Below are 26,627 nucleotides of genomic sequence, written 5' to 3' on the forward strand. Positions count from 1 at the left end.
TAACGGTTTTAAGGAGGGGTGTTATGGGGTGTGCTTTGCGACGGTTATGGACCGCGGGTTTCGCCTTGGGGGCGTTGTGTACGGCGGGGTTTGGACAGGCGGCCAGTTCGGTGCTGATCTGGCCCATCGACCCGGTGCTGGAGGCTGACCAACAGGCCAGCGCGCTGTGGCTGGAGAACCGTGGCACCGAGACCGCCAACCTGCAGATCCGCGTGTTTGCCTGGAGCCAGAATGGCTTTGACGAGCAGTACCAGAACCAGCGCGATGTGATCGGCAGCCCGCCGGTGGCCAAGATCGAGCCGGGCCAGAAGCAACTGGTGCGCCTGACCCGCACCCGGGAAGTGCCGCCGGGGCAGGAGTTGGCCTATCGCATCATCATTGACGAAATCCCCTCGGCGCTGCAGGTGCCCACGCCGCCGGAGGGCAAGAACACAGCGGCGGCGATTCGCTTCCAGATGCGTTATTCGGTGCCGTTGTTTGCCTACGGCGCCGGCTTGTGGAGCAAGGACGACGCTACCCGCCAGCGCGACCCCAAGGGCGCGGGCAAGCCGCAGTTGAGCTGGCAAAAGGTCAACGTGGCAGGGCGCAACTACATCGAGGTGCGCAACCAGGGCGCCGTGCATGCGCGGCTCACCGATGCGTCATTCAAACAGGGCGGGCAGACGCGGCCGTTGGTGGACGGTTTGCTCGGCTATGTGCTGCCGGGCGCGAGCATGCGCTGGCCGGTGCCGGATGCCGTATCGGCCGACCAGCCGTTGCAGGTACGCGTCAACGGCGCGCCGCAACTGGAGAGCCTGGCGCCCAAGCGATAGCCGTTATGTAGCGCAACGGGCACGCGCCCGGGTTTTAACAGGATGGAGATGTCCATTGAAGGACACAACGCCATGGTGAGTCGTGGTTGGGCTCGGGTTTTATGGCCGTCGGTGGCAGTAGCAAGCGGGCTGTGGGGCGCAGCGATGGCAGGCGACTTGCCGCCGCCGCCCGGCAGCATGGAGGCAGTTGCCAATGCACAGCTGTTTCTGGAACTGGTGGTCAACCAGATGGACACCGGCCGCGTCATTGCGGTCGAGCAGCGCGCTGGCCAGTTGTTTGTGCCGGCCAGCGCGTTGCAGGACGTGGGCATGAAACTGCCCGGTGAGCCGGTCGGCAGCGTAGCCCTGGACCAAGTGCCGGGCCTGCACAGCGACTACGACAGCAACGGCCAGCGCCTGTTGCTGGATGTGCCGCCCTCGTGGTTGCAGGAACAGTTCATCGGCAACCGCAATACCTATCCGCGCACCCAGGCCATGAGCAGCTTCGGCGCCTTGCTCAACTATGACGTGTATTTCAATGATACCGACGACGGCGGCAGTTACCTCGCGGCGTGGAACGAAGTGCGGCTGTTCGACACCTGGGGCACCTTGTCCACCACCGGGCAACTGCGCCAGACCCTGTCCGATGGAATCAGCGGCAGCACCCTCAACAATGGTTACCGACGTTACGACACCACCTGGCGTTTTTCCGATGATGAGCGCCTGCTGACCTACGAGGCCGGCGACGTGATCAGCGGTGCGCTGCCCTGGAGCAGTTCGGTGCGCCTGGGCGGGGTGCAACTGTCTCGGGATTTTGCCGTGCGCCCCGACCTAGTCACGTACCCCTTACCGCAATTCGCCGGTGAGGCGGCGGTGCCGTCGTCGGTGGACCTGTTTATCAACGGCTACAAATCAGACACCGCGCAACTGCAACCCGGCCCCTACACCTTGACCAACATCCCGTTCATCAACGGTGCCGGCGAGGCCGTGGTGGTCACCACCGATGCCCTGGGCCGCCAGGTGTCGACCACGGTACCGTTCTACGTCACCAGCACCTTGCTGCAACAAGGCTTGACGGATTTTTTGCTGGCCGCCGGTACCTTGCGCCGTGACTACACCCTGCGGGATTTCGGCTACGGCCCAGGCGTAGCCAGTGGCACATTCCGTTATGGCTATTCCGATAACCTGACCCTGGAGAGCCACGCCGAAGCCTCCAGCGACCTGACCCTCGGCGGGCTCGGCGGTAACCTGCGCCTGGGCAACTTCGGCGTGCTCAATACCGCCCTCAGCCAGAGCCAGTTCGACAGCCGCACGGGCCAGCAACTGAGCCTCGGTTACCAGTACAACAGCACGCGCTACAGCTTTATGTACCAGCGGGTGGAGCGCCGCGACGACTATGCCGACCTGACCCTGGTCGATACCCCTTACGCCAGCCTCAGCAAGCGCAGCGAGCAGGTGACCCTGAGCCTCAATCTCCAACGTTTCGGCAGCCTGGGCTTGGGCTATTTCGACGTGCAGGCCGCGGACGACTCGCGCACGCGCCTGCTCAACCTGAGCTGGAGCAAACCGTTGTGGCGCAACACCAGCTTTTATCTGTCGGCCAATCGCGAAATCGGTGACAGCAACTGGGCCATGCAGGCGCAACTGGTCATCCCGTTCGACCTCAACGCCAGCCTGGCCTTGAGCACCGAGCGCAGCAAGGATGGCGCCAGTCGCCAGCGCATCAACTACAGCCGCGCGGTGCCCAGCGAAGGCGGGGTGGGCTACAACCTCGGCTATGCCCAGGGCGATGCCCCCAGCTATCGGCAGGCCGACCTGACCTGGCGCTTGCAGTCGGTGCAGTTGCAGGCTGGTGTGTACGGCAGCAGCGAGGCCATGACGCGTTGGGCGGACGCCAGCGGCTCGCTGGTATGGATGGGCGGCGAAACCTTTGCCGCCAACCGTATCAATGACGCGTTTGTGGTGGTGAGCACCCAGGGTTTCGCCGGCATTCCGGTGCGCTACGAAAACCAGCTGGTGGGCCAGACCGACCGCAACGGCCATTTGCTGGTGCCGTGGAGCAGTGCCTATTACCGCGGCAAATACGAGATCGACCCGTTGAACCTGCCGGCGAATGTGCAAAGCCCCAATGTGGAACAGCGCGTGTCGGTACGCCGGGGCAGTGGTTACTTGCTGGAATTCCCCCTGCGCCGGGTGCTCGCCGCAAGCATCACCCTGGTGGACCGCCAGCACCAGGAATTGGCGCTGGGCAGTCTGGTAATGCACGAGCAAAGCAACACTCAGGCGGTGGTCGGCTGGGATGGCCTGGTGTATCTGGAAAACCTCAGCGCCCACAACACCTTGCAGGTCACTTTGGGAGAGGGCCGCACTTGCCAGGTAACCTTCGATATTGATGAGCAGCAACAGGACGTGCCCTTGATCGGGCCGTTAATGTGCCAATGAGGGATTGAACAGGGAGTGTTCAGGTGAGGGGCAGCGTAGGGTTGTATGGCGTAGGTTTGTTGCTTTGCGGGCAGGCCATGGCGGCGTGTTCGGTGGTGTCCACCGTGCCGGCCAGTTTTGGCTCGATCAGTTCGATGACGGTGCGTACCGCCGCGCAAACCAGCTCTACGACAAACTCGGGCTTGAGTTGCACCCCGGCATTGATTTCGTTGCTGGTACCCACTGACCACTTTTACGCCACGATCACCTCCACCCAAAGCGGCATGGTCGGGCCGACCGGTGATGTGATCGGCTACACGATTTACGGCAACAACAGCACCAGTTATCCCATCACCCGTGGTGCGCAGTTCGATTTCGGCGGCGCTGGCGGCATCGCCCAGAGCATTGGCCTGGTCACTGGGCCCGGCGCGAAAACCGTGCCGCTGTACCTGAGCAGCATCACCGGCAGCAACGTCGCTGCCGGGGTGTACACCGAGACATTGAGCATCGCGTGGAACTGGAACTATTGCTCGGGAGTCGGCATTGGCGGCGCCTGCCTGGGACGTGACACTGGCAGCGGCACGGCGTCCCTGACCGTCAGCATGACCGTGACCAACGACTGCCAGATCACCGCCCCGAATATCAGCTTTGGCAGCGCGCCGGTGGTCAGTGGGTTTACTGCGGTGACCGGGCAGACCATCAACATCGCCTGCACCAAGGGCAGCGCCTATACCGTGGGCTTGAGCGATGGCCAGAACCCGGTGAGTGTCGGTGGTCGGCGGCGCATGATTTCCGGCAGCAACTACCTGGCCTATGACATTTTCCAAAGCGCCGGCACCACGCGTTGGGGCAGTGTCGGCGCGGCGCGGCGGGCCAGTTCCACGGCCGAGGTCAACCCTGGCAACGGCTTGGGCGTCGGTAGCCAGGTGTACAACTACAACGCCAAGGTTTACACCGACCAGCCCACGCCACCGGCCGGCACCTACCTGGACAATGTGGTGCTGGACGTCGGTTTCTAGAATGGCGTCTGCAGCGCGGCGGCCTGATCCACCGGGCTGACCATCGCATAGTTGTAGCCGCCGCCCGACCAGTAGTCGGCCTGCAAGCCATCGGCACTGCGGCTGCCGCGAGGCAGGAAACCGTTGTTCGGGCCCGGCGGGCGGATATAGAAGCTGATGCGCCGGCCTTGGGCGTCCTGGTACAGCACCATGGCTGCCGCGCCTTGGTCGGTGGTGAGCAGGCGCCCGCTGACCGGCTTGAAGCCGGCTTGGCTGAGGTCAGGCAGGCGATGGGCCTGGTTGAAATAGCGGTCGAGCCAGGCCTGCATGGTGCTGCGGTCCTGGGCGTTGTAGTCGGCGGGCATGATGCCGTCCTGGGCAAACAGGCGGTAGGCCTGCATGGCGTCGGTCATCGGCAGCAGCGGCGGCTGGGTGGCTTCGCGGGCGTGCCAACCGCCAAACCCGCCGAGGCTCACGGCGATCAGCAACAACGCCGCCGTGGCCAAGTGCCGACGGGACTGTTTCTTGATGCGCTGGCGAATCAGCGCCGGGTCCAATGCCGGGTTGTGCGGCTGTTGCAGGGCGCCGCTCAGCGACGCACGCAGCAACTGTGCATCCTGTTGCCAGGCCTGTACCTGGGCCGCCACTTCGGGGTGGCTGGCCAGCCAGGTTTCAAGCACACGGCGATCACTGTCCAGCAATTGGTGATCGACGTAGGCGTGTAAATCGCGTTCGCTGGGGGGCAGGCTGATCATTTGAGTCTCCGCAGGGAAGGGCCGGTCATTTCGCCATCGCTGAGTTGACGCAACGCTTGGCGCGCGCGGGACAGGCGTGACATCACGGTACCGATGGGCACCTTGAGGATCTCGGCCACCTCCTTGTAGCTCAAGCCTTCGACAGACACCCACAGCAGCAGGGCGCGCTGTTCGGTGTTCAGTTGGTCGAAGGCTTGCAGGGTGGATTGGGCCAGCACCGTGCGTTCCACCGAAGGTTGCACGTCATCTCGACCGGTGAAAAATTCGAGCATGCGCGCATAGCGACGGCTGCGGCGGTGGGCGTCGAGGAACTGGCGGTACAGGATCGAAAACAGCCACGCGCGCAGGTCGCCCTCGATACGTTTATCGGCCCAGGCGACGATGGCGCGCTCCAGGGTCGATTGCACCAGGTCATCGGCGCTACTGCTGTTGCGCGTCAGGGACACGGCAAAACGCCGCAACCTGGGGATGAGTTCACGTAACTGTTCGTCGAGTTCATGCATGGGATGAGTCTACTCACTTGTGTTGAGGTAGACGTCGGTCTGTGTAGGTTATTCCATGAACTGTGCAAAGAAACTTCCCCAGGTATGAGTGGGAAGCTTCTGCATAGCTTGAGAGTCTGTAATCTCGTGCGGCGTCCTCTATCCACCCTTGTATCTGTCGGTATTCAGCCGGCAGGCCAACAGAGAGAGGGTGCTCATGACGTATTCACCGAGCGTTAAACAGTTTTTTTCCAACGCCTCGCTGGCTCATTTGCCTGCCGCGCAGCGAGTTCTATTTGAGCAATGGGGATGCGGCCCTTCAGCGCTGGCCGCCTACGCCAACGTACACCACGCCATCGAAGCACAAGCGAAGTTGGCGCCCCACGCCACAGCGGCGGTGTGCGCGGGCCAACGTATCAGCTATGAACAGCTTAACCGACAAGCCAACCGTTTGGCTGTGTACCTGCTTGCAAAGGGTGTGAAGCGGGGTGACACGGTGGGGTTGTTCGTCGAACGTTCGATTCCAATGCTGGTCGGGCTTCTGGCGGTGTTGAAGGTGGGGGCCGCGTATGTGCCACAGGACGCCAGAATCGTGCCTACCCTGCAGTTGGGTATGGTTCTGGAGTCGTTGTCCAGTCCGGTCATTCTGACGTTGTCGAACGTGCTGGAGCACATTCCGGCAGACGCGGCCTCCCGCTGCTTGTGTCTGGACACGTTCATTGCGCAAACCCCTTGGGTGGCTGAGAACAATGATGGCGTGTCCGCCGAGGTCAATCCCGATGGCCTGTGTTTTGTGCTGTTTACTTCCGGAACCACTGGGCGTCCCAACGGCGTGTGTGTCAGCCACCGCAACGTGTGCAACATTCTGTTGACCCAACCTGGGCAGATGGGAATGGCGCCGGGGCGCACTGTTGGGCAGATTCTCAATATCGGCTTTGATATGGCCGCCTGGGAAATACTCGGTTGCCTGGCGCATGGCGCGACCTTACTGATTCGCGGCAAAGATATCGCGCAGACAGCGGCCCAGTGCAACGTGTTGATCGCAACGCCATCGATACTGGCCACCCTGGACCCTTTGCAATGTCCCGACCTCAAGTACGTTGCGGTGGCCGGAGAGGCCTGTTCCCAAGCGCTTGCAGACCGTTGGGCCGAACACTGTACGTTCTACAACGGGTGCGGGCCCACCGAAACCACCATCGTTAACACCTTGCACCTGCACGTACCAGGCACGCCGTTGACTATCGGCAGGCCAACACCGAACAACACCGTCTATGTGCTCGATTACCAGGGGCGTGCCTGCGCGATAGGCGAGATGGGTGAGATGTGGGCCGGTGGTACGGGGGTAACGGCGGGCTATCTGAACAACAAGGCATTGACGTTGGACCGGTACCGACCGGATCCCTTTCGCGGCGGCGATGCGGTGATGTTTCGTACGCGAGACCTTGGGCGCTGGGTAGCTGACGGCCGACTCGAACATTTAGGTCGTGTGGATGACCAGGTGAAGGTTCGCGGTTTTCGCGTAGAGCTGGACGCGGTGTCGGCAGCTTTGGAGGCCGGTGCGAACTGCATGCGCGCGGTCACGTTGAAGCTGGACAATCGTACGTTGGTGGCCTTTGTCTCCCCAGCCAACGCTGACATAGAGGCTTGCCGGTTGGCCTGTCAACAGCGCCTGGCCTACTACTGCGTGCCGCAGTTCATCTACGCGGTGGAGGATTTTCCCCTGACCGCCAGGGGCAAGATCGACAAGGCACTGTTGCTGCAAGTGGCCCGAGAGTCGCAGGTGGCGGCGCAAGCGGTTTTGACCCAGGAGCCTGGTCATGATTGATGCGCTGACCCGTACCGTTGTGCCGCCCAAGCCAGCGCTTTGGCGACGCTGGGCTTCACTGCCGATGTTTTCTTATTACCACCGCCTGGCTTCAGGGGTTTTGATTGGCAACGCTGTGTTTGTGCTGTTGGCTCTGGACCTGCAAGCCATTGCGGTGCAGACGCTGTCGGACATGGTGCTGATTAACCTGTCGATCGCCATCCTGATTCGCCAGCAATACCTGATCAATGGCCTGTTTTGGCTGGCGACGCGGATACCGCGTACATGGCCGCTCGGTGTGCGGCGAAGCGCAGCCAAGGTGTACCACTTCGGCGGGCTGCACAGCGGCGCAGCCTTGGCGGCCACGGGATGGTTTGCGGGCTTGGTCGGTGTGCAGGTCACGCAGTATCTGCAGCAACCGGACAGTGTTTCGGCAGGTTCGCTCGGGGTCAGCGTGTTGCTGCTCAGCGTGTTGCTGTTCATGGTGGTTATGGCTCAACCACGTATTCGAAGCCGCTTTCACAACGGGTTTGAACGGGTTCATCGGTTTGCCGGTTGGAGCGCGTTGCTGTTGTTCTGGTGGCAAACGTTATCGACCACATCGAACCTGTTGCACAGCCTTTCGTTCTGGATGCTGGTCCTGCTGACCCTGAGCATCCTGCTGCCCTGGTTGCGGCTGCGCAAGGTTGCCGTTGAACACACGCGGCCTTCCACACATGCCGTGATTACGCGCTTGAGCCACACCTCGCCATTCGCCGGTTCATCCAGCGCAATCAGCCGCAGCCCGCTGTTGGAATGGCACTCCTTTGCCAATATTTGCGCGCCAGGCGAGGCGGGGTTTCGCCTGATCATTTCCCGCGCAGGCGATTGGACCGGGGAGTTTATCGAGGACTTGCCCCGCTATGTATGGGTCAAGGGCATTACCACCGCCGGCGTTGCCAATGTAGAAACCCTGTTCAGGTCTGTGGTGTACATCGCCACAGGCAGCGGGATTGGGCCTGTCATGCCGCATTTGCTCGCAGCGAAGGTACCTATTCAATTGATCTGGTCCACGCGTAGCCCGAGGAAGACCTACGGCGATGAACTGGTGGAGGAGATTCTGCGGGCCCAGCCACATGCAGTGATCTGGGACACCGATGAGCGCGGTAAGCCTGACCTGGTGCAGTTGGCCTATGGCGCGGTGCAAGCGTGCGGTGCCGAAGCGGTGATTTGTATTGCCAACCAGGCGTTGACTCAACGCGTGGTGCAAGAGTTGGAAGCGCGCGGAATACCCGCCCAGGGTGCCATCTGGGATTCCTGAGACAGCCTGAAGTGTGAGCGATATCAATCAAATCGTTGGAGATGCCTATGAATGTTTTAATGGAACGTCATGACCGCGTGGTCCTGATCAAGCTCAACCGCCCTGAAGCCAAGAATGCGCTGAGTTCGGCGATGATGAAGGCGTTGATCGGCCATTTGGCTGCAGTGGACCAAGACCTTGGGGTCGGGTGTGTGGTGATTACGGGAACCCGCGAGTTTTTTGCGGCAGGGGCCGATATCAAAGAAATGAGCGGCAAATCCTATCTGGACATGCTCAACGAAGACTACTTCGCCGGCTGGGAAGGTTTCACCCGTTTGCGCACCCCCACGATTGCCGCAGTGACAGGCTATGCGTATGGCGGCGGCTGCGAACTGGCGATGATGTGCGACATGATTTTCGCCGCTGATACCGCCACTTTTGCCCAACCAGAAATCAAGCTGGGGGTTATTCCGGGGATGGGGGCGACCCAACGTTTGACAGGGTTGATTGGCAAGGCCAAGACGATGGACCTGGTATTGACGGGGCGGCCAATGACCGCCCAGGAAGCCGAGCAGGCGGGGTTGGTGTCTCGCGTTTACCCGGCCGCGAACTTACTGGATGAAGTACTGGCAGTGGCGGCACAAATTGCCTCCTTTTCTCGAACGGCCACCCGCGCAGCACGACAGGCGGTGGAGCAATCCCTGGAGGTCGGCTTGCACGAAGGTGTGCGTCAGGAGCGTAGGTTGTTTCATGGCCTGTTCGCCACGCCTGATCAGCAAGAAGGCATGCAGGCGTTTCTTCGCAAACGACAGCCATTGTTTAACCAGCGCTAGAACGGAGTGGATCTACCAGCGCGTCTACTACAAAAAAACTACAGTGAACGGGGAATAAGCCTACGTGAGATTCGTCTCATAACACTTTTCCCCTGCGGCCACTGGCCCTGGAGTTTTTTATGGTTGATCACTCTTTACCGCCGCGTCCGCCTCTTAGTACCGCCAGCCTGCTGGTCAGGCTGGCGTGTATTGGGGGCGTAGTGGCGGTGGTGGTAGGGGCATTTGCCTACGTCAATGGCACGCTCGACCCACAACGTCTGCGGCCAAAGACCTTGGTCAATGCCCTGGAAACCAATAACGGCGTGCATCCGGGCTTTCGCCGTAACCATGCCAAGGGCGTGTGCGTGGCGGGGTATTTCCAGAGCAGTACCGAGGCCCGTGCGTATTCCAGTGCCCAGGTGTTCAGCGAGGCCAAGACCCCGATCATTGGCCGCTTTGCCTTGCCCAGCGGCAACCCCTACGCGCCGGACAGCAGTGTGCCGATTCGCAGCTTTGCCGTGCAATTCAGCCAGGCCAACGGCCAGCAATGGCGTACAGGGATGAACAGCATGCCGGTGTTCCCGGTGGGCACGCCCGAGGCGTTCTACCAGTTGCTCAAGGCCGGTGCGCCAGACCCGGCCACGGGCAAGCCGAACCCCTCGAGCATGCCGGCGTTTTTTGCCGCACACTCCGAGACCGCGCCGTTCCTGGCCTGGGTCAAGACCGCCAAGCCATCGGCCAGTTACGCGACTGAAACCTATAACGGCATCAACGCGTTTTACCTGGTGGCTGCCGATGGCACACGCCAGGCCGTGCGTTGGGAGGTGATGCCCGAGAGCCAGGACGCGGTGGGTGATACCGCCCCGGCTGGCAGTGACTTCCTGGAGCAGGATTTGGTACGACGCCTGGCTGCCGGGCCGTTGCGTTGGCAGTTGAACATGACCCTGGCCAACCCAGGCGACCCATTGGATGACGCGAGCAAAACCTGGAGCGGCGCACACAAGGTGCTCAACGCTGGCACCCTTGTGCTGCAAAGCAGCCAGCCCCAGGCAGACGGCGATTGCCGAGATATCAACTTTGACCCGCTGATTCTGCCCAGTGGTATCCAAGCCTCCAACGACCCCTTGCTGGCCGCACGTTCGGCCGCGTATGCCAGTTCGTACCTGCGCCGGGCCGGTGAAGTCAGCCCGTTGCACAGCGCCCCTCAGGAGTCGAAGCCATGAATGCTCAACCACGGTTCTTTGCGCCCCTGGCGCGCGTGCTGCACTGGCTGATGGCGTTGATGATCATCGCCATGCTGTTTATCGGTGCGGGCTTGGCGGCGTCAGTGTCGGAGCGTCATGAGTGGCTGATCCACCTGCACAAGCCGCTGGGCATTGCGATTCTGGCGCTGGTGATCGTGCGCCTGGCGGTACGTTTCTCGACGCGCCAGCCGCCGTTGCCAGCGGATTTGCCGGTGTGGCAAAGGCTGGCAGCCAAGGCTTCCCATGTGCTGTTGTACGCCTTGATGCTGGTGTTGCCGCTGCTGGGTTGGGCGATGATTTCAGCGGCCGGTGACCCGGTGATGCTCAGCAGTAACCTGCAACTGCCCGCGCTGGTGGGGGCGAATGCGCCGTTGTTTGCGTTGTTGCGCAAGGCTCACGGTTATTTAGCCTATCTACTGTTTCTCACTGTGCTGGTGCATCTGGCGGCCGCGTTGTTCCACGGTCTGATCCGCCGCGACGGCGTCTTGCAAAGCATGACCGGCAGTAAGGATTGACCGCTCTTTGTGGCGAGCGAGCTCGTTCGCCACAAAGAGCTTGTCACAGGGGTTAGCGCAAACGCTCGACGATATCAGCGACGCTGCTCAACACGTCCTTGCCCAACTGTTTCGAACGATCGCCTGACCAGCCAGTTCGCAGGTTGGGGGCGTCGTCGTTGTCCTTGAAGGGCATTTCCAGGGTCAGGGACAGGCAGTCGTACTTTTCTCCCACCGCGTTGCAGGCCAGGGTCATGTTGGCTTGGCCGGGCAGGTCGCGGGTGTAGCCGTGGGTGGTCTGGAAGTCCCGGGTCAGGTGGCTCAAATGGCTGCGGAAGTGTTTTTCCAAAGCTTCGATACGCGGGGTGTAGCCCGGGTTGCCTTCGCAGCCGGCGGTGAACACGTAGGGGATTTCTTCATCGCCGTGGATGTCGAGGAACATATCCACGCCGTATTTTTCCATCTGTTGCTGGACGAACAGGACTTCGGGGCTGAGTTCCTGGCTGGCGCTTTGCCAGGCGCGGTTGAGGTCCTGGCCCATGGCATTGGTGCGCAGGTGGCCATGGAAGGCGCCGTCCGGGTTCATGTTCGGAACCAGATACAGATCAGCGACGGCCAGCAGTTTTTTCAGTTCGTCGTCGCCGTCCTTTTGCAGGCGCTCAATCACGCCCTCCATAAACCATTCGGCCATGTGTTCGCCGGGGTGCTGCTGGGCGATGATCCACACCTTGCGCCGGCCTTCGATCCCTTTGCCACGGCGCAGCAGTTGGATATCGCGGCCTTCAGCGCTCTTGCCGGTGGCCAGCAGGGTGACCCCGGCGTACTTCAGAGCTTGCTCGATCAACCAGTCATGGCGTTCACGGCTGTAGGGTTCGAAGTAGGCAAACCAGACGTACTTTTGCCGGGTCTGGAGGGTGATGTGTAGGATCTCGCCATCAAAGCGCGTCGGTACCCGGAACCAGTTGATATGGTCGTAGGACGCCACGGCGTTGTAACCGCTCCAGGCATTTTTGTAAGACGAGCGCCCGGCGTTGCTCAAGCGAAAGGTATGGGTGTGCCCCACATGCATGCCTTCGGCCTTGAAGTGGAACCATTGGTAGTGATCGCTGCGGGTGTCGGGTTTGATTGCCAGCAACAACTGATAGGCGTCACTGGCATCCAGGACCTGGATGTTGCCGCTGTCGAAGTCGGTGCTGATCTTGATGGAGGTCAAGGCCACGGTCATAGTCTGGTTGCCTGAATATGAGTGATGTGGCGGCTATCTTACACAGGGGTTCGATAAAACCTGGATGCAAAAATTGTTGCAGGGGGAGGGGGCGTCATCCGTGACGCCGCGGCAGCTTAGAGTCTATGAGATTGATTCTCAAGCGCTAATTCGCAGATATACGGGCTAGAGCGTTCGGACGACTTTCTTTGAGTGATAGTCTTTTGCTACCATGCGCGCCATCAAGCAACACACAGTCTTCATTAGCCTGAAGCCACGCCAGGGAAACTGGCAAAAAAAAGACCCGGCCAAAGAGCCGGGTCAAAAACCGTGATTAGCCTGATGAGGAGATATTCCAAGAGTCCGACCTAAGGTCTCTTGGTCTATCGACTGATCTCGCGATCAGCTGAGCCCAATAATAATCATTATCATTTGCAAGTCAAATGTTTTTATCCATGGGATAGAAATATTTTTCTTTCGTGCCTGCTACGCGTTTGCCGCCGCCCCTGGCGCCTGCAACGACCGCTCCACCATCGCTTTCGCCATATCGATCAAATACACCACCGAAAACGCCAGATCACGCTGGTTGCCTTGATGGCTGCACGCCGATTCGTAGGCGGTAGCCGCTGCACTGCGCAACAAGTCCGAGGCGTGTATCAGGGCTTCCTCCTGGCTCACTTCGGGTTTGATCGCGAACATGGCCCCGTCCGAGGCCGGCGTCGACCGATTTTCTTTCAAGTAGTAGTCCAGTGCGCGCTGGGCCGCGCCACTGCTGCACATGTCGTTTACTTCAGTCAGTTCGGATGTTTCGGGCGTTGGGTGCGTGCGGGTCGTCATAAGCGGCAGTACTCCGGTGGGTGTCGAAATCCTTGGGCTTGATGATAGTACGTATCGTATTCCTGTCGTTTTATGGATTACTACAAACTGTTTATTGCCCGCAAAAATGGGCGCCGTATTGTGATGCGCCATGGATAACTGGATAGCGTTGGTCAAAGCCAACATGAAAGACCGCAAGGTCACGCAGGATGAACTGGCGCAGCGCCTGGGCATGTCCCAGGGCGGCATCGGCCATTGGCTCAATAAACGCCGTGTGCCGAGCCTGGCGGACATGAACCGCGTACTGGCCGAACTGGGGTTGGGGTATTTGGAGGTGGCGCTGGAGATTCGTGAACGGGCCACGCAAGCGCCTGAACTGCAAGCGCACTACAACCCGTATTTCCGCTACCCGGTCAGCGACTGGAAGCAGGCCTGCGAGCTGCGTGAAGAGCGGGCACCTTATAGAACCGAGCGCTACGAATTGACCGATTACCACGCTCAAGGTGAGGCATTCTGGTTGCCGGTGACAGGGGACGCCATGACTGCGCCCACGGGCATGAGCATTGCGGCTGGCATGATGATCCTGGTTGACCCGGCCATACCGCCCGAGCCCGGCAAACTGGTGGTGGCCCAATGGGCCGGTAACCCCCACGCCACCTTTCGCCAATTGCAGGAAGAGAGCGGCCAGCACTACCTGGTGCCGCTCAATCCCACTTACCCCAAGGTGTTGCTTACCGACGGCTGTCGCCTCCTGGGTGTGGTGGTGCAGGCCACGGCGAAGTTCTAGTCGGCCGTTTCAAGCTCCACCAACGCGCTGCCTTCGGCCACCATTTCACCTTCCTGACAGAACAGCGCCTTGACCACACCGGCGTGGGGCGCACGGATGCTGTGTTCCATCTTCATGGCTTCGAGCACCACCAGTTGAGTACCAGCCTCAACGGTTTGACCCACTTCTACGAGTACTCGCACAATGCTGCCGTTCATGGGGGCAGTGAGGCCGCCCTGATGAGATTGATTAGCCTCGACCGCCGCAATCGGGTCGAACAGGCTGACGGCATGCATCTCACCGTCCCAACGCAGGTACAGGCTGCCTTCATTGCGCACCGCCAGATGGGCACGGCGCACGCCCTGGTGTTCAGTCAGCAATTGTTCGCCGCATAACTGCGCTGAGTGGCCGGCCAGTGTCATCAGCCGATCCTGTCCATTGCAGCTCAGGTGCAGCGACACCTCGGCAGGCAAGCCCGCACGAAAGCCCTGGTTATTTGCCCAAGGCCCATCACCCACCGGCAAGCTCTGCATAAACGCCGCGCCCGCCGCCTGCCAGAACTCATCGTTCAAGGCCCCTGGCGTCGGCAACAGCTCATCCTGATAGCGCGGAATAAACCCGGTGTCCAACTCGGCCGCGGCAAACGCAGGGTGCCCGATGATGCGGCGCAAAAAGCCCAGGTTGGTCTTGAGCCCGCCGACTGCAAACTCATCCAGCATGCTCAATAAGCGCAGGCGCGCCTGTTCGCGGTCTTCGCCCCAGGCAATCAACTTGCCGAGCATCGGGTCGTAGAAGGGCGACACGCTGTCGCCTTGCTCGACGCCGCTGTCCACGCGGCGCCCAGCGCCAGGGCGGCACTCGCGGTACAGCGCCAGGTGCCCGGTGGCCGGCAGAAAGTCATTGGCCGGGTCTTCGGCATACAGCCGCACTTCAATCGCATGACCGTTCAACGCGACCTGCTCTTGCGTGATCGGCAGCGCCTCGCCCTGGGCCACCCGAATCTGCCAGGCCACCAGGTCGAGGCCGGTAATCGCTTCGGTCACCGGGTGCTCGACTTGCAGCCGCGTGTTCATCTCCATGAAGAAAAACTCGCCACGGGCATCCAGCAAAAACTCCACCGTGCCCGCGCCGACATATCCGATGGCCTGGGCAGCGCGCACGGCTGCTTCGCCCATGGCCTTGCGCTGCTCCACACTCAAGCCGGGCGCCGGGGCTTCTTCCACGACCTTTTGATGGCGCCGCTGGATCGAGCAGTCGCGTTCATTGAGATACAGGCAATGACCCTGCTGGTCGGCAAACACCTGGATCTCCACATGCCGCGGCTTGAGCAGGTATTTCTCCACCAGCATCTGCCCGTTGCCGAAGGACGACAACGCCTCACGCTGGGCGGAAGCCAGGGCTTCGGCCAATTGGCTGACATCCTCGACCACCTTCATGCCCTTGCCACCGCCGCCCGCCGTGGCCTTGAGCAGCACCGGGTAGCCGATACGGTCACAGGCGGCGCGGAAGGTCTCCAGGTCCTGGGCCTCGCCGTGATAACCCGGCACAAGGGGTACGCCAGCCGTTTCCATCAGGGCCTTGGCCGCGGATTTGCTGCCCATGGCGTCGATGGCCGAGGCGGGCGGGCCGAGGAAGATCAGGCCTGCCGCCTCGATGGCCCGGGCAAAGCCGGCGTTTTCTGAAAGGAAGCCGTAGCCGGGGTGAATCGCCTGGGCGCCGCTGGCGTGGGCGGCGGCAATCAGTTTGTCGATTTGCAGGTAACTGTCGGTGGCTTTGCTGCCGCCCAGGTCGACGCGGATATCGGCTTCACGGCTATGGCGGGCATCGCGGTCGATGGCGCTGTGCACGGCTACGGTGGTCAACCCCATGGCCTTGGCGGTGCGCATGACCCGGCAGGCGATCTCGCCACGGTTGGCCACCAGAACGGTGGTGAGTGTGCTCATGAACGCGGCTCCTGGTCTTGCCAACTTGGCGCACGCTTTTGCAGAAACGCGCGCAAACCTTCCTGGCCCTCGGCGCTCACCCGAATGCGCGCAATGGCGTTTTCGCAATAGCGGCGCAGCGCGGGGGTGAGGGCACCGTTGCCCACTTCACGCAATAAATCCTTACTGGCACGCATGGCCGCCGGGCTGTTTTGCAGCAGGTTGGCGACCCACTGGTCCACCTGTTGATCCAGAGTCTCGGCCGGATAACTTTCCGCCAGCAAGCCGATCTCCCGTGCGCGTTGGCCGCCGAACCGCTCGGCCGTCAGTGCATAGCGACGGGCAGCGCGTTCGCCGATGGCCTGCACCACGAACGGGCTGATCACCGCCGGTGCCAGGCCGATACGCACTTCCGACAGGCAGAACTGCGCATCATCGGCGCCGATGGCCATGTCACAGCAACTGATCAGGCCCAGCGCGCCACCGTAGGCGGCGCCTTGTACCACCGCCAGGGTGGGGATTTTCAGCTTGGACAGGTTGTACATCAGCTCTGCCAGTTCCCGGGCGTCGTCCAGGTTGGTGTGGTAGTCCAGCTCGGCCGATTGCTGCATCCAGGCCAGGTCGGCACCGGCGCTGAAGTGCTTGCCACGCCCGCGCAGTACCAGGAAACGCAGGGACGGGTCGCCTTGTACGCGGTCAAGGGCCAGGATCAGCTCGCGGATCATCTGGGCGTTGAACGCGTTGTTCTTGGCTTCACGGCTGAGCCACAGCGTGGCAAAGCCACGGCGGTCGGTGATCAGTTCGAGGGTGTTGAAGTCGCTCATGCAAGGAGCTCCATGATAATGAGAGGCCTCCTGTAGGAGCGAGCTTGCTCGCGAAGATCGTCAACGATAACGCGGGGCTTGAGAATGACCGCGTTGCCCTCAGGTTCTTCGCGAGCAAGCTCGCTCCTACAGGTTACATGCGGAACACGCCAAAGCGGCTCGGCTCGATGGGGGCGTTCAGTGCGGCGGACAAGGCCAGGGCCAGCACGTCGCGGGTCTGCAGCGGGTCGATCACGCCGTCATCCCACAAGCGCGCGCTGGAGTAGTAGGGGTGACCCTGGGTTTCATACTGGTCGAGGATCGGCTGCTTGATCGCGGCTTCCTCCTCGGCACTGAAACCGTTGCCGGCGCGCTCAGCCTGTTCGCGCTTGACCTGCACCAGCACCCCGGCGGCCTGTTCGGCCCCCATCACGCCAATGCGTGCGTTGGGCCACATCCACAAAAAGCGCGGGTCGTAGGCGCGGCCACACATCCCATAGTTACCCGCACCAAAGCTGCCACCGATGATCACGGTGAATTTCGGCACCTTGGCGCACGCCACGGCGGTGACCAGCTTGGCGCCATGCTTGGCAATGCCGCCGGCCTCGTACTTCTGGCCGACCATGAAACCAGTGATGTTTTGCAGGAACAGCAGGGGAATTCCGCGTTGGCAGGCCAGTTCGATAAAGTGCGCGCCTTTTTGCGCGGCTTCGGCGAACAGGATGCCGTTGTTGGCCAGGATCGCAATCGGGTAGCCATGCAAATGCGCAAAGCCACACACCAAGGTGGTACCGAACAAGGCCTTGAATTCATCGAACACCGAGCCGTCCACCAGCCGTGCGATGACTTCGCGCACATCAAAGGGTTGCTTGGCATCCGCCGGGATCAGGCCGTACAGCTCGTCGCTGCTGTACAACGGCGCCACCGGTGGGCGTTGCAGCAGCTCACCTTGCTTGCGCCAATTGAGGTTGGCCACGCTGCGCCGCGCCAGGGCCAGGGCGTGTTCATCGCTGTCGGCATAGTGGTCGGCCACGCCGGAGACCTTGCAATGCACATCGGCACCGCCCAGGTCTTCGGCGCTCACCACTTCACCGGTGGCGGCCTTCACCAGTGGCGGGCCGGCGAGGAAGATGGTGGCTTGCTGGCGCACCATGATCGCTTCGTCGGCCATGGCCGGCACGTAGGCGCCGCCGGCGGTGCACGAGCCCATCACCACGGCGATTTGTGGAATACCCTGGGCGCTCATGTTGGCCTGGTTGAAGAAGATCCGCCCGAAGTGCTCGCGGTCGGGGAATACCTCGTCCTGGCGCGGCAGGTTGGCACCACCGGAGTCCACCAGGTAGATACACGGCAGGCGGTTCTGCTCGGCGATGGTCTGGGCTCGCAGGTGTTTTTTAACGGTCAGCGGGTAATAGGAGCCGCCTTTGACCGTGGCATCGTTGGCCACGATCATGCATTCGACGCCTTCCACCCGGCCGATGCCGGCAATCACTCCGGCCGCCGGGACGTCTTCGCCATACACTTGGTGAGCGGCCAGTTGGCTCAGCTCCAGAAACGGCGAGCCCGGGTCGAGCAGACGGTTGATGCGCTCGCGGGGCAACAGCTTGCCGCGAGAGGTGTGGCGCTCCTGGGCCTTGGCGCCGCCACCTTGGTGGACGTGGGCGAGCAGGCTGTGCAGGGCGTCGACCTGTTCAAGCATCGCCGCTCGGTTAGCGGCGAATTCCGCCGAGCGCGGGTTGAGCTGGGTGTGCAGGGTGGCCATGGTGCACTCCTTCAGCGGGTTTCGTTGAACAGTTCGCGACCGATCAACATCCGCCGAATCTCACTGGTGCCCGCACCAATTTCGTAGAGCTTGGCGTCACGCAGCAGGCGCCCGGCGGGGAATTCATTGATATAGCCATTGCCGCCCAGAATCTGGATCGCATCCAGGGCCATTTGCGTGGCGCGCTCGGCGCTGTAAAGAATCACGCCCGCGGCGTCCTTGCGTGTGGTCTCGCCGCGCTCGCATGCCTGGGCCACCGCGTAGAGGTAGGCACGGCTGGCGTTGAGTTGGGTGTACATATCGGCGACCTTGCCCTGGATCAGCTGGAACTCGCCGATGCTCTGGCCGAACTGCTTGCGGTCGTGGATGTAGGGCACGATCAAGTCCATGCATGCCTGCATGATCCCGGTAGGCCCACCGGAGAGCACCACGCGTTCGTAATCCAGGCCGCTCATCAACACTTTCACGCCGCCATTGAGCACGCCGAGGATGTTTTCTTCGGGTACCTCGACATCGTCGAAAAACAGCTCGCAGGTGTTGGAGCCGCGCATGCCCAACTTGTCGAATTTGTTGCTGCGGCTGAAGCCTTTCCAGTCGCGCTCGACAATGAAGGCGGTGATGCCGTGGGGGCCTTTTTCCAGGTCGGTCTTGGCGTAGATCACGTAAGTATTGGCGTCCGGGCCGTTGGTGATCCAGGTCTTGCTGCCATTGAGTACGTAGTGGTCGCCGCGCTTGTCGGCGCGCAGTTTCATCGACACCACGTCAGAACCGGCATTCGGCTCGCTCATGGCCAGGGCGCCGATGTGCTCGCCGCTGATCAGCTTGGGCAGGTACTTGAGTTTTTGTGCGTGGTTGCCGTTGCGGTTGATCTGGTTGACGCACAGGTTGGAGTGCGCGCCGTAGGACAACGCCACCGAAGCCGAGCCACGGCTGATTTCTTCCATGCTCACCACATGGGCCAGGTAACCCAGGCCGGCACCGCCGTACTCCTCGGGCACGGTGATGCCCAGCAGGCCCATGTCGCCGAACTTGCGCCACAGGTCAGCGGGGAACAGGTTGTCGATGTCGATCTGGGCCGCGCGCGGTGCGATCTCCTTGGCCACGAAGGACTGCACCTGGTCGCGCAGCATGTCGATGGTCTCGCCGAGGGCGAAGTTCAGGGACGGGTAACTCATGGACAGGCACCTTAATGTGAGCTTTGTTGTTGTGTGGGCGGGGCGCGGGAGGAGGGCGCTCACCTTTACGTTAACGTAAGCTTGCGTTACGACGCTGTCAATCGTAGTTTACGTATACGTCAACCTACAAAAAAGATAACAGGGGTCGTTATGGATCAACCGCACCCGAGCTACAGCCGTGGCTCCCAGGACAAGACTTTGCTGGCCATGACCATTGGCCAGGCATTCGATCACACCGTCGCGCAGCATCCACAGGGCGAAGCCTTGGTGGTGCGCCACCAGCAGCGGCGCTACACCTGGCGGCAACTGGCCGAGACGGTTGAGCTGCACGCCCGCGCATTCCTCGCCCTGGGTATGCAAACCGGTGACCGCCTGGGTATCTGGGCGCCTAACTGTGCCGAGTGGCTGATCTGCCAGGTGGCGAGCGCCAAGCTCGGGGTGATCCTGGTCAATATCAACCCGGCCTATCGCAGCAGCGAGTTGGACTACGTGCTCAAGCAGTCCGGCTGCCAATGGCTGGTGTGCGCCGGTTCGTTCAAGACCTCCGATTACCACGCCATGCTCCAGGCTCTGGAGCCCCAGCTGCGCGGCCTCATCAGCCTCGACCCCAGCCCGCCGCCGGAATTCATGCCCTGGTCGCAGTTGGCGGCCCTTGGCGCCGGCGTGTCGCCCGAGCAACTGCACAGCCGCCAGGCCAGCCTGCATTTCGATCAGCCTGTGAATATCCAGTACACCTCCGGCACCACCGGCTTCCCCAAGGGCGCCACCCTCAGTCACCACAACATCCTCAATAACGGTTACATGGTCGGTGAAAGCCTGGGCCTGACGGCAGGGGATCGCCTGGTGATCCCGGTGCCGCTGTATCACTGCTTCGGCATGGTCATGGGCAACCTCGGTTGCATCACCCACGGCACTACCATGATCTACCCCAATGACGGTTTCGACCCGCTGCTGACGCTGAGCGCCGTCGCCGAAGAAAAAGCCACCGGCTTATACGGCGTGCCGACCATGTTCATCGCGCTGCTCGATCACCCGCGCCGGGCCGAGTTCGACCTGTCCAGTCTGCGCACCGGCATCATGGCTGGGGCGACATGTCCGATCGAGGTGATGCGTCGGGTCATTCATGAGCTGCACATGAGTGAAGTGCAGATCGCCTACGGCATGACCGAAACCAGCCCGGTGTCGCTGCAGACCGGCGCGGATGACGATATCGAACGGCGTGTCACCACCGTGGGCCGCACCCAACCGCAACTGGAAACCAAGATTGTCGACGAGGCTGGTAACACTGTGGCGCGCGGCATGATCGGTGAGCTGTGCACCCGGGGTTACAGTGTGATGCTCGGTTACTGGAACAACCCTGAGGGCACCCGTGAAGCCATCGACGACGCCGGCTGGATGCACACTGGCGATCTGGCGACCATGGATGATCAGGGTTACGTGTGCATCGCCGGGCGTAACAAAGACATGATTATTCGCGGGGGGGAGAACGTTTACCCCCGGGAGCTGGAAGAATTTTTCTTTACTCATCCGGCCGTAGCGGACGTGCAGATCATCGGTGTTCCAGATGAGCGTTACGGCGAAGAGATTGTTGCCTGGATCAAGTTCCATCCCGGGCAGGTGGCCAACGAGCTGGAGCTATTGAGCTGGTGCAAGGACCGTATCGCCCATTTCAAGACGCCCAGGCATTTCAAATTCGTGGATGAGTTTCCGATGACGGTAACGGGCAAGATCCAGAAATTTCGCATGCGGGAGATCAGCATAGAGGAATTGGCGTCTACTCGTGGCTGAGGGAGGGTTTAATCGCGGTGTGGGGTATGTGGATACCCCTCTTTGATGGAGCAATGATCGGATATTGATTGTTTGTTCTGTCAAATGGAATTCGGTAAATGAGCGATCTTGATCAACGCGATAGCAGTCAGTCGGGGGCGGCGCAGAGTGTGCACGCGAATGTCATACTGGATCGGGTGCCATCTTGGTATGACGGCGCTACTGCCAAGCACAAAAAGGCATTCGCTGAAACACAGTTAGTCGTGCCGCAGTGGTATACAAATTTATCGCCGCAGAGAAAGTTGGTCGTGACGACGGCCTATACGCGTAGTTTTAGAGCACTGAACAAGCTGGATGCAAAGTTCAGTAAAATGCAAGGTGCTGTGACGTTCTGCGAGCCTCTTCTAGTGGCGGCAATGAAAGAGGAGTTTGGTGAGGATTATGATGTCAGGCGGCTGTTTTTTGCGCGCAAGGTATTTGTGCCTGCTGATCGCTCAAAAGTTTTTGGTCTGGAGGCCACTGGATATTGCCGCTATGAAGGCGTCAGTTTAATCGAGGCCGCGTTAAATAACTTCGCGACCGAAGAGACGCTTGAAGTGGCTGACAAGGATGCCAGTATCATCACACGGTATGATTTTCACGAGCGGTCTCTTGCATTTAATGAGGCCGAGGTCCTCGCTCGTAAAACTCCGATAAAACCCTCCTTGTTTGCAAGTCTGTGCAGAACGTTGGATTTAGGCGCGCAATACTTGAGGCATGTTGAGTCGTTTGTCAGCCCCGTCGATACACCCAACTTAGCTGCGGGTACCTCGGCAAGAGCCCTTCGTCACTTGATGATTGGCGCGACCATGCAGCAGTTGACGTTCGCCGCCGAAGTGGCGCTTGAGCGCCGGCACATCAAGAAAGAGGCCTACCAACTGATACAACAGTTGGTGTGGCATCAGAAGGAACTGACGTGGCTGGGAAAAACAGTCAGTTGTTCATGTTTGAACGTGTTGGGGCAGCCGTTGGCGAAAATTATTGTTATCGGTCATTTGAATATTTACCCCGTGCACGGTGTATTTGTGTACAAGCGCGAACCCTGTTTAGTATTCATTCCGGGAGATCCTGTTTGCATGCTAAAGGAGTACGAAGGCTTAAATGACTTCAAAGTCGATTTGGTGGAGCGATTGTGCCAAGCGGATTACCGGCTCTTTTTCAGTCAGTTCGTTCCGCACGCGAGCCGGTCACAATTTTTTACCAAACTGAAGCGGCACCTTGATCCCACTGACCAATTTTCTGAACTTAAAAATTTTGATGCCAACAAGAAAGACATAAAAACATTCACCATGGGTTACGGGCTGCGTCTTTCGTTGTTGTGGCAAGACTATGCTCGGCAAAACGTCGATCTCATGCTCAATAACGCCCAGGCGATCGCCGTTTCCACCGATGCGGCAGAGGTGCGTGCGCGTAACGCGTGGCTGCTTAAGTTAGGCAGCACGGCTCTGAATGTTTTGAACGTGGCAGTCCTTGTCTTTCCAGAACTGGCGCCCGTCATGTTGCTGGTTGGCGCGGTGCAAATGCTGCATGAGGTCGGCTCAGGTATAGAGGCGTGGGAAGAGGGGGATAAAAAAGCCGCATGGGCCCACGTTTCAGCCATCGTCTTCAATGCGGCAACAACGTATGTGGGCGCCAAGTTGTTACCGCTTGTCAAGACAGCATTTGTCGAGAGCCTGGCCCACGTGCGTTGCCCTGACGGCAATATCCGGCTGTATTCTCCTGACCTCAAACCCTACCAGCGACAGGTCACACTGCCCGATGGGCTCTCAGCCAATGAGCATGGCTTATATGAACATGAAGACGGCTTATACCTGCGGGAAAACCATACGTATTACCGGGTGGAGAGGGTAGGGACCAGCAATGACTATAAAATCCTGCACCCGGACAACGCGGCAGCTTACACCCCAAAGGTAAGCCGTACGAGCGCTGGCGCTTGGGCCCATGAGCATGAAAGCCCGCTGACACTGACCGATTCGCAGTTGATGCAGCGGCTTGGCCCGACAGCAGAGCGTTTTGCAAATGAACCCCTCAAGCTTGAACGCATTGTGCAAATGTCTGAAACCAATATGGACGCTCTGCGCAAAATGCATGTAGATCAGTCACCACTGCCTGCCCTCCTGGCCGATACCTTGAAGCGATTGGAAATGGACAGTGCAGTGGCGCAGGAACCCAACACGGTCAGCGCCTCAAAGAGGGCGGCGCACCTGTCTGAGCTTTTCGCTCAACGCTATGCCGCTGCCGAGAGCGCAGGCAGCGAGGCCGCAAGGTTGATCAAGCGTGTGTTTCCCTCGCTTCCCCAATCCGTTATTGAAGAACTGTTGAACGCTGCCAACTCCGCAGAAATGAGGAGTCTCACCGAACACAATCGCGTGCCGTTGCGCCTGGCGGAAGAGGCTCGCCATTATCAACAGCAAGTGCGTTTGGCGCGGGCTTACGAAGGGCTGTACCGCAAGACCCTGGGTAATGACGATACACAACGCATGGTGCTGCACAGCCTGAGTAAGCTGCCTGGTTGGCCCAGCGACCTGCGCATCGATATCGTCGAGCGGCTGCCCGTAGGGGAGCGTCTGCTGGATTCATTGGGACCTGCGCATGCGGCCGTCAAGCGTCGCTTTATCAAGTTTGGCTCCCAAAATCTTTATGAAGTCCAAGACGATAAGTTTGCGATATTGAGTTCGCAGGCGGATATCTATAGGGCTGTCCAGTCGGCGGTTTCGCCCGAAGATTGGAGGGCGATGAAATTGACCGCTCATGATCGTGGCGCGAGCCTGAAACAGGCGTTGGAGCACATGTCGCTGATGCCGCGCGATGAACTGCGCAGGCTGTTAGGGATGCAGCCTGTCAAACCACGCTACAAACCGCCAATGCGTCTTGCCGATGGGCGCATGGGTTACCCGTTGAGTCCGGTAGTTGGCGCGGGGCGTCGGCCTTATGCGTGTGAAAGGGCAGCGATAGATCTTTATCCGTCACAGTCCATTGAGGAGGTGGAGCAAATGTTGGGGTTGCAAGGCGTCAGCGATATTGAGTTCCTGGCAAAAATGGAAGCACTCAATCGCGAGTTTACGCAACTCAAGACCGACCTGGACGCTTGGCGCGACGCAGGAGAGCAGCAACAACGCAGGGCCCGAGGTCGGGTCGCCAATACACTCAAAGACGCATGGCAGCGTAGGTCATCGCAACAAGCCCAGGCTTCCGAGCAGGAGGGGATGAAATACATCCTGCGCTTGGCCGATGAGCAAATTGGTGAGTTACCTCCGATTACGGCGAACATGGATCATGTGGACTGTCTTGATTTATCGAGAATGTATCTTTCGGATGCATCCTTGCCCTTTTTGAATGGGTTTGGCGGTTTGCGCTGGTTGGATATCAGCTACAGCAACTTCACGCGTTTGCCGGAGTTCGCCAAGGGTGGCGCGGGTCTGACCACGCTCAATTTGAGCGACAATGACATACGGCTGACGGGGCAAAGCCAGGCGCGCCTCCAGGGCATGCGGAGTTTGACCACACTGAATCTCTCCCACAACCGTCATTTGGGATGGGCCGCCGACCTGAGCAACATGCATGATTTGAACCGGCTCAATCTGGCGAATACCGGAACGACAACGTTCCCCAGAGGCGTCGAACATCTGAATAACTTGGCCTGGATCGATCTGCATACAAACGCGATGACTGAATTGCCTCAGTACGCCCTCGATCATCCAAGTCGAATCAGTGTGCATGATAATCCTATATCGCAAGAGCGCTTTCCCGATGACCACGTCACCCTCGTCGAGGGGCGCAGGTTATGGCTGCACGATTCTCCCGCAGACATGCAAACCAGTCGCGGCGATATGTGGGACCAGCTCAGCTCCAGTCCTCAGGCTGAGGCGTTTTTCGCCGTGGTGTCGGACACGACACGTTGCGCAGAGTATGTATCCGGCGCCACTCGACCGCAGTTGGCCGAGCGCGTCTGGGACATGATTAAAGCGGTCTATGAGAATCAAAAGACCCGTGACGTATTGTTTAAGTCCGCTGATGGCCGCGCTACCTGTGGTGACGGAAGCGTACTTGAGTTCATGAAGCTGGAAACTGATCTGTTAGTAGAACAGTCGCGTGAGAGGGTTGGGGAGCATGAAGTAGAAGCGACCTTTATCAGCACTGGCGAGCGGCTTTTTCGCCTGAGGTTGGTGGATATCATCGCTCAGCGTGATGTCGAGGCGCGAGGGCCCGACTTTGCGGAGGAGACCGAAGTTGTTCTTGCGTATCGCACCGGCTTGGCACAGCGGCTGAATTTGCCGATCAAAACCTTCGAAATGCTCTATCGCCAAACCGCGGGTGTGAGCTCAGAGACACTTGATGCTGCTTATCTAAAAGTGCTTGAGGACGAAAAAAACATGAGCGAAAAGAGTCGTTTTTTTGTAGACATGGCGTTTTGGAGGAAGCAGCTTCGCGCCCAATATACACAGGAACTCAACGCCCTGACGGCCACCGATTTTGAGTTGATAACTGAAACGCGAGAGGCATTGGAAGAGGTGACTGAACTGCAAAAAAGCCAGGGTCGCCCTGTAGATCAAGAGGCAAAGCGGGTGTGGCAGCGGGACTACGACGAAGCGATTGACAGCGTTGCTAACCTGCTGGGTAAGAACCGGGATGAGATTCTGACCGACGGTTCCATGACCGATGCTTTTTATAACCAGCAAATGAGACAACTGGGGGCGCAGCGACAAGCCAAGGAGACAGCGGCGATGCTGGCCCTGACGGTCACAGTGCTTAACAATTTCTCAGCGAAGAAGGTGGCATCCGCGTAAGTCAAAAAGTGCGAGCAGCACAAAGGGGACCCGAAGGTCCCCTTTAATTTGTCGTTGCGTGCTCTTTTTTTATTATTGAGGGGCGGCCTGTTGTTGTTTTTGGTAGCCGTGGCCCGTACCGCTTTTTTTGGCGACCCCCATCCGGGGTCAAGAGCAAACGTATTTTTTTGAACGCTGACCTGCTTCTTCGTAAACGATCCAACCAGTGGGTAGCTACCTGAGGTAGTTTTATTTTTCTCTATCCGGTTGCGGGTTGCGGCATGCCGTACCCTGGGAAGCACATCTTCTCCAAAAAAATCTGTTAGCTGCGTCTCTGCCGTGTTGTTTTTGTTATGTCAGAGTCGTTTCGTCTTATTTTTATTAGGTTTGGCGCTTTTTATTCTTGTTATGCCATAGAGATAGCAGAAGGCGTGCCAACTTTTTAAAAGCCTTTTAAATCAATGAGTTAGTTTTTTGGTCGGCGTTTTCGTTCAGTCGGTGCGGCCGATTTTGTTCCCGCGTTACCC

General features: G+C 59.7%; 19 protein-coding genes. 11 read left to right on the plus strand and 8 right to left on the minus strand.

Annotated elements, in window-relative coordinates; translation table 11 throughout:
- Positions 1–23: 23 nt before the first annotated feature.
- The 3 genes from MF6394_RS18500 (at position 24) to MF6394_RS18510 (ending at position 4,231) form a co-directional block, all read left to right on the plus strand.
- Positions 24–812 carry a fimbrial biogenesis chaperone gene (locus MF6394_RS18500; RefSeq protein WP_032896553.1) on the plus strand — a complete coding sequence of 263 codons (789 nt, stop codon included), beginning with the start codon at positions 24–26 and terminating at the stop codon, positions 810–812.
- 72 nt (positions 813–884) lie between these two features.
- Positions 885–3,233 carry a fimbria/pilus outer membrane usher protein gene (locus tag MF6394_RS18505; RefSeq protein WP_078467254.1) on the plus strand — a complete coding sequence of 783 codons (2,349 nt, stop codon included), beginning with the start codon at positions 885–887 and terminating at the stop codon, positions 3,231–3,233.
- Between the two features lie 77 nt (positions 3,234–3,310).
- The gene (locus tag MF6394_RS18510; RefSeq protein WP_078467237.1) at positions 3,311–4,231 is read left to right on the plus strand and encodes a Csu type fimbrial protein; all 921 of its coding nucleotides are present in this window, start codon (positions 3,311–3,313) and stop codon (positions 4,229–4,231) included.
- Here MF6394_RS18510 and MF6394_RS18515 read toward each other — a convergent pair.
- Both MF6394_RS18515 and MF6394_RS18520 read right to left on the minus strand, forming a co-directional pair.
- Positions 4,228–4,965: an anti-sigma factor family protein gene (locus MF6394_RS18515; protein WP_044274668.1), complete on the minus strand. Its 738-nt coding sequence runs from the start codon at positions 4,963–4,965 to the stop codon at positions 4,228–4,230. The two genes, MF6394_RS18510 and MF6394_RS18515, sit on opposite strands and share 4 nt — an antisense overlap.
- Positions 4,962–5,468 (minus strand): sigma-70 family RNA polymerase sigma factor, encoded by a 507-nt coding sequence (locus MF6394_RS18520; RefSeq protein ID WP_073526687.1) that lies wholly within the window; start codon positions 5,466–5,468, stop codon positions 4,962–4,964. Before MF6394_RS18520 ends, MF6394_RS18515 begins: the two co-directional genes overlap by 4 nt.
- A 196-nt stretch (positions 5,469–5,664) precedes the next feature.
- On the opposite strand from MF6394_RS18520, the gene MF6394_RS18525 reads away from it, so the two are divergent.
- The 5 genes from MF6394_RS18525 (at position 5,665) to MF6394_RS18545 (ending at position 11,101) form a co-directional block, all read left to right on the plus strand.
- Complete coding sequence (locus MF6394_RS18525) at positions 5,665–7,272, plus strand: amino acid adenylation domain-containing protein (protein WP_078467238.1); 1,608 nt, start codon at positions 5,665–5,667, stop codon at positions 7,270–7,272.
- Positions 7,265–8,551: a hypothetical protein gene (locus MF6394_RS18530; protein ID WP_069557964.1), complete on the plus strand. Its 1,287-nt coding sequence runs from the start codon at positions 7,265–7,267 to the stop codon at positions 8,549–8,551. The genes MF6394_RS18525 and MF6394_RS18530 overlap by 8 nt, the downstream gene beginning before the upstream one ends.
- 47 nt (positions 8,552–8,598) lie before the next feature.
- Complete coding sequence (locus tag MF6394_RS18535; RefSeq protein WP_047711187.1) at positions 8,599–9,363, plus strand: enoyl-CoA hydratase-related protein; 765 nt, start codon at positions 8,599–8,601, stop codon at positions 9,361–9,363.
- Between the two features lie 119 nt (positions 9,364–9,482).
- Entirely contained in the window at positions 9,483–10,565 is a 1,083-nt protein-coding gene (locus tag MF6394_RS18540) for a catalase family peroxidase (RefSeq protein ID WP_078467239.1), read from the plus strand.
- Positions 10,562–11,101, plus strand: coding sequence for a cytochrome b (locus MF6394_RS18545; RefSeq protein ID WP_032896571.1), 540 nt, complete (start codon positions 10,562–10,564; stop codon positions 11,099–11,101). The genes MF6394_RS18540 and MF6394_RS18545 overlap by 4 nt, the downstream gene beginning before the upstream one ends.
- 52 nt (positions 11,102–11,153) lie before the next feature.
- Here MF6394_RS18545 and MF6394_RS18550 read toward each other — a convergent pair whose 3' ends face one another.
- Positions 11,154–12,305 carry a M14 family metallopeptidase gene (locus MF6394_RS18550; RefSeq protein ID WP_069557963.1) on the minus strand — a complete coding sequence of 384 codons (1,152 nt, stop codon included), beginning with the start codon at positions 12,303–12,305 and terminating at the stop codon, positions 11,154–11,156.
- Between the two features lie 465 nt (positions 12,306–12,770).
- Positions 12,771–13,064 (minus strand): DUF6124 family protein, encoded by a 294-nt coding sequence (locus MF6394_RS18555; RefSeq protein ID WP_044274680.1) that lies wholly within the window; start codon positions 13,062–13,064, stop codon positions 12,771–12,773.
- A 187-nt stretch (positions 13,065–13,251) separates the two neighbouring features.
- Between MF6394_RS18555 and MF6394_RS18560 the strand changes: the two genes are divergently transcribed.
- The gene (locus tag MF6394_RS18560; RefSeq protein WP_044274660.1) at positions 13,252–13,887 is read left to right on the plus strand and encodes a LexA family protein; all 636 of its coding nucleotides are present in this window, start codon (positions 13,252–13,254) and stop codon (positions 13,885–13,887) included.
- Here the strand turns inward: MF6394_RS18560 and MF6394_RS18565 are convergent.
- The 4 genes from MF6394_RS18565 to MF6394_RS18580 form a co-directional block, all read right to left on the minus strand.
- Positions 13,884–15,809 (minus strand): acetyl/propionyl/methylcrotonyl-CoA carboxylase subunit alpha, encoded by a 1,926-nt coding sequence (locus MF6394_RS18565; RefSeq protein ID WP_078467240.1) that lies wholly within the window; start codon positions 15,807–15,809, stop codon positions 13,884–13,886. The genes MF6394_RS18560 and MF6394_RS18565 overlap by 4 nt on opposite strands.
- Positions 15,806–16,612: a gamma-carboxygeranoyl-CoA hydratase gene (locus MF6394_RS18570; RefSeq protein ID WP_044274658.1), complete on the minus strand. Its 807-nt coding sequence runs from the start codon at positions 16,610–16,612 to the stop codon at positions 15,806–15,808. The genes MF6394_RS18565 and MF6394_RS18570 overlap by 4 nt, the downstream gene beginning before the upstream one ends.
- Before the next feature lie 133 nt (positions 16,613–16,745).
- On the minus strand, positions 16,746–18,353 hold the full coding sequence (locus MF6394_RS18575; protein ID WP_078467241.1) for a carboxyl transferase domain-containing protein: 1,608 nt from the start codon (positions 18,351–18,353) through the stop codon (positions 16,746–16,748).
- A gap of 11 nt (positions 18,354–18,364) precedes the next feature.
- The gene (locus MF6394_RS18580) at positions 18,365–19,528 is read right to left on the minus strand and encodes an isovaleryl-CoA dehydrogenase (protein WP_032896578.1); all 1,164 of its coding nucleotides are present in this window, start codon (positions 19,526–19,528) and stop codon (positions 18,365–18,367) included.
- A gap of 150 nt (positions 19,529–19,678) precedes the next feature.
- On the opposite strand from MF6394_RS18580, the gene MF6394_RS18585 reads away from it, so the two are divergent.
- Positions 19,679–21,316: an AMP-binding protein gene (locus MF6394_RS18585; protein ID WP_078467242.1), complete on the plus strand. Its 1,638-nt coding sequence runs from the start codon at positions 19,679–19,681 to the stop codon at positions 21,314–21,316.
- 98 nt (positions 21,317–21,414) lie between these two features.
- The gene (locus tag MF6394_RS18590) at positions 21,415–26,121 is read left to right on the plus strand and encodes an NEL-type E3 ubiquitin ligase domain-containing protein (RefSeq protein ID WP_238597303.1); all 4,707 of its coding nucleotides are present in this window, start codon (positions 21,415–21,417) and stop codon (positions 26,119–26,121) included.
- Positions 26,122–26,627 lie beyond the last annotated feature (506 nt).

Source organism: Pseudomonas sp. MF6394, from assembly GCF_002018845.1.
In the GTDB taxonomy this organism is placed as follows: Bacteria; Pseudomonadota; Gammaproteobacteria; order Pseudomonadales; family Pseudomonadaceae; genus Aquipseudomonas; species Aquipseudomonas lactis.